At 72.7% G+C, this 5268-nt stretch carries 5 protein-coding genes; 1 reads left to right on the top strand and 4 read right to left on the bottom strand.

The window, feature by feature from the left end; all coding sequences use genetic code 11:
* The first annotated feature begins 94 nt into the window (after nucleotides 1-94).
* Nucleotides 95-802 carry an ATP synthase F0 subunit B gene (locus E0504_RS49560; protein ID WP_071059422.1) on the top strand — a complete coding sequence of 236 codons (708 nt, stop codon included), beginning with the start codon at nucleotides 95-97 and terminating at the stop codon, nucleotides 800-802.
* 382 nt (nucleotides 803-1184) lie between these two features.
* Here the strand turns inward: E0504_RS49560 and E0504_RS49550 are convergent, their stop codons facing one another.
* The 4 genes from E0504_RS49550 to E0504_RS49535 all read right to left on the bottom strand — a co-directional run bounded on the left by E0504_RS49550 (nucleotide 1185) and on the right by E0504_RS49535 (nucleotide 5185).
* Nucleotides 1185-1700, bottom strand: a complete 516-nt coding sequence (locus tag E0504_RS49550) for a YkvA family protein (RefSeq protein WP_071059421.1) — start codon at nucleotides 1698-1700, stop codon at nucleotides 1185-1187.
* 181 nt (nucleotides 1701-1881) lie between these two features.
* The gene (locus E0504_RS49545; protein WP_071059420.1) at nucleotides 1882-3669 is read right to left on the bottom strand and encodes a 3-hydroxyacyl-CoA dehydrogenase family protein; all 1788 of its coding nucleotides are present in this window, start codon (nucleotides 3667-3669) and stop codon (nucleotides 1882-1884) included.
* 364 nt (nucleotides 3670-4033) lie between these two features.
* The gene (gene nucS / locus E0504_RS49540) at nucleotides 4034-4696 is read right to left on the bottom strand and encodes an endonuclease NucS (protein ID WP_020458673.1); all 663 of its coding nucleotides are present in this window, start codon (nucleotides 4694-4696) and stop codon (nucleotides 4034-4036) included.
* A gap of 27 nt (nucleotides 4697-4723) precedes the next feature.
* Complete coding sequence (locus E0504_RS49535) at nucleotides 4724-5185, bottom strand: HD domain-containing protein (RefSeq protein WP_112108560.1); 462 nt, start codon at nucleotides 5183-5185, stop codon at nucleotides 4724-4726.
* Nucleotides 5186-5268: the final 83 nt, after the last annotated feature.

Genomic DNA, 5268 nt, shown 5'->3' with positions numbered 1-5268 from the left:
ACCGCTTCCGCGGCGTGTAGGACCCACTGTCCGGACCGTCCGTTGCCGCAGCTCTCGTCACCCAACGATTGCCCGTCTGGGATGCTGAGGCCCTATGACAGAGCACAGTGACCTCATCCCGATGTCCGGCGAGGGTGACGGTGCCCCCGGCTTCGACCTGGTGCGCCGCGGTTACGACCCACACCAGGTGAATGCGCACGTCAACTGGCTGGTCGAGCAGCTGCGCGAGGCCGAGTCGCACCGCGCCGCCGCCGAGGCGGCCGCCTCGGAGGCCGCCGCCGAGGCGGCGCGGGTTCGCGACGACCTGGCCGCGAACCGACCTGCCTGGGAGGAGTTCGGCGGCCGGATCACCCAGATCCTGCAGCTCGCCGAGGAGGAGGCGGCGACGGTTCGCGCCGAGCGGACCCGCGACGCCGAGTCCCAGCTCGAGGAGGCCCGGCGCATCGTCACCGAGGCCGAGCACACCCGCGACCGCACCCTGCGGGAGGCCGACGAGCAGGCGCAGAGCATCGTCTCCTCGGCCCGCGCCGAGGCGGAGCGCGTCGTCGAGGCGGCCCGGTCGGCCGCGGCCCAGACCGAGGAGGAGTCCGCGCGGCGCCTCGCCGAGCTGGAGCACCAGCGCGACCAGGTCACCGCGCAGCTCGGCGCGCTGCACGACCAGGTGACGGCCCAGCTCGGCGCGCTGCGCGACCGGCTCACCGCGGCGACCGCCCCGATCGAGGCGCCGTCGGCCTCCGAGCCGAGAGCACTGACTCAGGGCGAGAGCACCACCGTCCAGACGGCGGGTTCGTCCCGCGGCTGACGCCGCCGCCGGTGAGGTCAGCGGCGGCAGCCGTCAGCGGCGCGCCGCCAGGGCCAAAGCAGTCACCAGGGCCAAGCAGTCCACCTGGGCCTCGCCGTGGTGCCGAGGTCTAGCGATGGCGCCAGGGCCGTCGACGTCGGTTCGCGCTGACGTGCCGCCGGGTCCAGCACGGGGTGTGCCAGTGCCGCCGTTCGCCGATGTCGCCGACCGGCCACACCACCCGATGCGGCGTACCCGCGGCTATGAGCTGGTCGCAACCCGGGCACCGGTATGCCTTCGTCGTCGCGGCGCCGGTCACCGGCCGCACGACCCAGTCCTCGTCCCCGCCCGCGCTTTCCCCCGTGCCCGGATTTCCGCCCGCGCCCATGCCGTCGACCGGGCCTCAGTGACCGCCGGAGCCGCCGTCCGGCCCTGAACGGCCGATGACCTCGCCGTCCACGACCCTGACGGTTCTCGGCTCCGCGCCGGTGTCACCCGCCCGCCCGCCGCGGCCGACCCGGTGGATCGCCGCGCCGGCCAGCGTACGGGCCACCTTCGCCCGCCGGAGCATGCCCGCCGGGCTCGCCAGCGCCGACGACGCCCCGATGAGCGCGTGGAACGAGCGGTCGCTGCCGCGCCAGTGCTCCCGCAGGATCGGCTCACCCGCCCCGACCACCAGGCGACGGAACGCGAAGGCCACAACGGCCACGTCATCGAGCTGGCCGATCACCGGGATGATGTTCGTCAGCCGGTTCTTCGGCGACACCAGGTAGGCCAGCGCCGCTCCCGCCTCCAGCTTCGCGGACTGCGGCACCCGCGGGTCGGCGACCACCCGGCGCAGCATCACGACCAGGTCGGGCAGGAAGGTCGTCACCTCACGGCCGAATGCGCGCAGCGCGTCCTTGTCCACCGTGGCCATGGGCGTCCTCCTCGGGGCGTACGGGCTGCCGGCACGGGCGCCGACCGCCGGGGGGCGTCCCGGCGCCCGGCGACATCCTAGACACGACCGCCGACCCGCCCCGAAGGGTGATCAACGCCGGCTGCCCGTCCGGTACCCCCCGGAGGGGTCACGAACCCCCTCCGACCGGACCCCCGCCGCCTCAGCGCGAGTGGTCGCGGAAGCCCCGGCCGGTCTTGCGCCCCAGGTAGCCCGCCTTCACGAGGTGCTCGAGCAGGGGGGCCGGGGCATAGCCCGGCTCCCGGAACTCCAGGTACAACGTCCGCTGGATCGCCAGTGTGACGTCGAGACCGACCACGTCCGCCAGCGCGAACGGGCCCATCGGATGTCCGCAGCCCACCGTCATCGCGGTGTCGATGTCGTCGACGCTGGCGTAGTGCGCCTCCAGCATCCGCACGGCGTCGTTGAGGTACGGGAAGAGCAGCGCGTTCACGATGAACCCGGCGCGGTCCGCGCAGACCACCGGGTGCTTGCCGGCGGCCCGGCTGACCGCGAGCACCGTCGCGGTGACATCGGGAGCGGTCAGCACCGTCGGCACGACCTCGATCAGGCGCATCGCGGGCGCCGGGTTGAACCAGTGCATCCCGACGACGTCCCGCGGACGGGTCGTCGCCGTGGCGCACTCGACCACCGGCAGGGATGACGTCGTGGTCGCGAGCACCGCCCCCGGCTTCATCACCTCGTCGAGCGCGGCGAACAGCGCCCGCTTCACCGAAAGCTCCTCGACGACCGCCTCGACGACGAGATCGCAGCCGGCGAGCGCGTCGAGGTCGGTCGTCCCCGTCACCCGGGCGAGCGCGGCGTCACGCTCCTCGGCGGACAGCCGTCCGCGCTGGACGCCTCGCTCCAACGACTCCACCAGCCTCTTGCGGACGGCCGACACCTTGTCGTCGGACCGCGCGCGGAACACCACGTCGAAACCGGAGCGGGCCAGGACCTCGACGATGCCGCAGGCCATCGTCCCGGTGCCCACGACGCCGACGGAGCGCACCGGCCTGGGTTCGACCCCGGCGACCACGCTCGGGGCGGCGTCGTCGACGACGTGCGGCGAGTCGGCCTCGGCGTAGGTGTAGAAGCCCCGACCGGTCTTGCGGCCCAGCATTCCGGCCGTGACGAGCTGCTTGAGCAACGGCGCGGGAGCATGCAGGTGATCGCGGGACTGGTGGTACATCGAGTCGAGGATCTCGTACGCGGAGTCGAGCCCGATCAGGTCGAGCAGGGCCAGCGGCCCCATCGGGTGACCGCAGCCGAAGCGCATCGCCGCGTCGATGTCCTCCCGGGTCGCGTAGTGCGCCTCCAGCATCCGCACCGCGTTGTTCAGGTAGCCGAACAGCAGCGCGTTGGCGATGAAACCGGCCCGGTCGCCTGCTCTGACCGCAATCTTCCCGACGCGGCCGACCAGGTCGCGGACCTCGTCAAGGACGACAGGATCCGTGACGACCGTCCCGACCACCTCAACGAGTTCCATCACCGGCGCCGGGTTGAACCAGTGCGTGCCGAGCACCCTGGACGGCCGGTGGGTGCCGGCGGCAAGCTCGGTGACCGACAGTGAGCTGGTGTTGCTGGCGATGATCGTCTCGGCGGGACAGATCTCGTCGAGACGCGCGATGAGCTCCTGCTTGGCGTCCAGCCGCTCGTGGATGGCCTCGATGATCAGCGGACAGTCCGCGACGGCCGTCAGGTCGACGCCGCTGCTGATGCGGCCGAGCAGCTCCTCGCGCTCGGCCGGGGTCAACTTGCCGCGCTCGACCGCCCGATGCGTGGAGTGCTCCAGATGGCCCCGACCACGGGCCAGCCCGGCCTCGTCCCGTTCGACGCCCACCACGTCGATACCGGCACGGGCCAGCACCTCCGCGATGCCGGCTCCCATGGTGCCGAGCCCGATAACCCCGATCCTCGTCAGCTCACCGAGGGTGCTCTCCTGGCCCATGCCCAGCGCTCCTTCCTCCGGGTGGTCTTTCCCGTGGTCTGGCCGCCTGTCACCGCCGAGTACGCGGCGTGCGGCGTGCGACGTCCCGGGCACCGGTGTGGCGTTGGGACCGGCACCGACAGTGGAGCGTCCACTCCGCGAGTGCCCGAATCCTCCCAGGTTCTCGACGCATGAGCTTGTGATCGTGATGAAAGCTGCCATGCAGTGCGCGGGGACAGGATGCTACGCGCGCCGCCCCACCCGCCGCGACCGCACGAGCCCGCCAACGGACCACGGACGGCGACAGCCAAAAAGGCGTGGCGGCTCAGCGGCAGGGGAGGACTCACCCAGCGGCCACGCGTCGTCCGGGAGGGACGGAACCGGGTCAGAACAGGGTGGGGATGGAAGGCTCGAGGCCGCGCAGGGCGTCGTAGTCGACCACCGAGCAGGCGATGCCGCGGTCGGCGGCCAGCAGGCGTGCCTGCGGCGTGATCGACTGGGCGCACAGAATGCCCCGCACCGGATGCGGAAGGGCCGGATCATCGTCCAGGCGGGAGAGGTAGCGGGTGAGCTGCTCAACCCCGTCGATCTCACCCTTGCGCTTGATCTCCACGGCCACGGTGGAGCCGTCGGCGTCGCGGCAGAGCAGGTCGACCGGGCCGATGCCGGTCTCGTACTCCCGGCGGACCAGCGTCAGGCCCTCGCGGACGGCGTCCGGCCGGTCGGCCAGCAGCACCTGCAGGTGCGCCTCCACGCCGTCCTTGCGCAGGCCGGGGTCGACACCGAGCTCGTGCGTGGAGTCGTGCAGGATCTGCTCGATCGAGATGACGAGCTGTTCCTCGGCCTTGTTGGTGACCCGCCAGACGCCCTCCTCCTCGGCGATGACGCAGGGCGGGCTCATCCAGTTCAGCGGCTTGTAGGCACGTCCGTCGGCGTGGATGGAGACAGAGCCGTCGGCCTTCACCAGGAGCAGCCGGACGGCGCTGGGCAGGTGCGCCTTGAGCCGGCCGATGTAGTCGACGCTGCACCGAGCGATAACGAGCCGCATGTCGCGACCGTACCGTGCCCGGTCACCTCACCTGGCCCGGGTACCCGCGTTCCGCAGGACGAGGTCGTCGAGCAGCCGGCGGCGGCCCGCGTAGCGGGTGGTGAGCCGCTGGGCGTCCTCGGCGGGGAGCCGTCCGAGGCGGCGCGGGTCGGAGTTGTCGGCCATGTCGGCCCGCTTGACGACGACGGCGATGCGGTCGGCGGCGACCCGGGCCAGGTAGGCCTCCTGCGGCTCGCCCTCACGGTGGGAGAGCGCGTCCACCGCGGCGACGACCGCCGGCGGGTACCCGGAGGCGGCGAGGTCGTCGAGCGTGACCTCGCTGTCCTCGACCACGTCGTGCAGGATGGCGGCCATCTGCGCGAGGGACGGGTCCACCCCGGCGGCGGGGGCCGTGCGGCCGACGGTGTCCATCACCCGCAGCGGGTGGCCGATGTACTCGTCGCCCGCCTTGTCGAGCTGGCCGGTGTGGGCCCGGGCCGCCAGCGCCACCGCGTCCTCCAGCGACGGCCGCGGCGGAGGCTGCGGCTGGGGAGTGGGGGCGGCCGCCGGTTCAGGCACTCGCGAGGCCGTTT

Source organism: Parafrankia sp. BMG5.11, assembly GCF_004337455.1.
The sequence above is the reverse complement of the archived record's forward strand: the minus strand, read 5'-3'. Positions and strand labels throughout refer to the sequence as shown.

Coding starts and splice junctions, on each gene's coding strand:
- E0504_RS49560 (WP_071059422.1), top strand. CDS start 95: ATGACAGAGCACAGTGACCTCATCCCGATGTCCGGCGAGGGTGACGGT.
- E0504_RS49550 (WP_071059421.1), bottom strand. CDS start 1,700: ATGGCCACGGTGGACAAGGACGCGCTGCGCGCATTCGGCCGTGAGGTG.
- E0504_RS49545 (WP_071059420.1), bottom strand. CDS start 3,669: ATGGGCCAGGAGAGCACCCTCGGTGAGCTGACGAGGATCGGGGTTATC.
- nucS (WP_020458673.1), bottom strand. CDS start 4,696: ATGCGGCTCGTTATCGCTCGGTGCAGCGTCGACTACATCGGCCGGCTC.